This is a genomic window from Micromonospora foliorum, assembly GCF_022229015.1.
Taxonomy (GTDB): Bacteria; Actinomycetota; Actinomycetes; order Mycobacteriales; family Micromonosporaceae; genus Micromonospora; species Micromonospora foliorum.
Genome location: NZ_JAKKFF010000541.1, coordinates 1 through 629, shown reverse-complemented (window position 1 = coordinate 629; position 629 = coordinate 1). Strand labels below are relative to the sequence as shown.

Here is a 629-nt window from a genome sequence, read left to right as displayed (position 1 = left end):
GAGAGGTTGTCCACCATGTTGACCGAGACCCGGCCGGACATGTTCAGCAGCGTCCCGCAGGGCCCGGTCGCGGCGTTGACGAGCTGCCCGAGCGCCAGCACGACCGTCACCGCCGCGCCGCCGGCCAGACCCGGCCCGCCGACCAGTCGCAGCAACTGTTCCGGGAAGACCAGCAACGCCACGAAGGCCGGCAGCGACAGCCGGAGCACCCAGCCGGTGGCGACCCGGTAGATCCGGCGTACCTCGTCCAGTCGACCCTGGTGGTAGAGGTGCGCCAGGTGCGGGCCGAACGAGGCGTTGACCGGCGCCAGCACGAACACCGCGATCGTGACCAGCCGGGTCGCCACGTGGTAGACGCCGATCGCGTCGGGACCGTAGTCGAAGAAGCCGAGCAGCAACGCGTCCACCCAGATCAGCCCGGTGGACGACAGCGAGGAGACCCAGCTGACGGTGGAGAACCGGAACAGCTCCCCCGGCCGGTACGCGGGCCGGGCGGCGGGCACCCGGCGCACCATCCGGGCGAGCGCCACGAGGGCCAACCCGGCGGCGCTCCAACTCGCCGCGACCAGCGCCCAGAACGCGCCGGTCAGGCCCGCCCCGAGGACGATCGCCAGCGCGGTGAGCACCAG

Annotated in this window: 1 protein-coding gene; it reads right to left on the bottom strand. The window is 72.5% G+C overall.

Annotated features, from left to right (window positions below; all coding sequences use genetic code 11):
* Positions 1 to 629, bottom strand: a 629-nt coding sequence (locus tag PSH25_RS29825; RefSeq protein WP_238662178.1) for an MATE family efflux transporter, incomplete at both ends; no start/stop codon positions are given.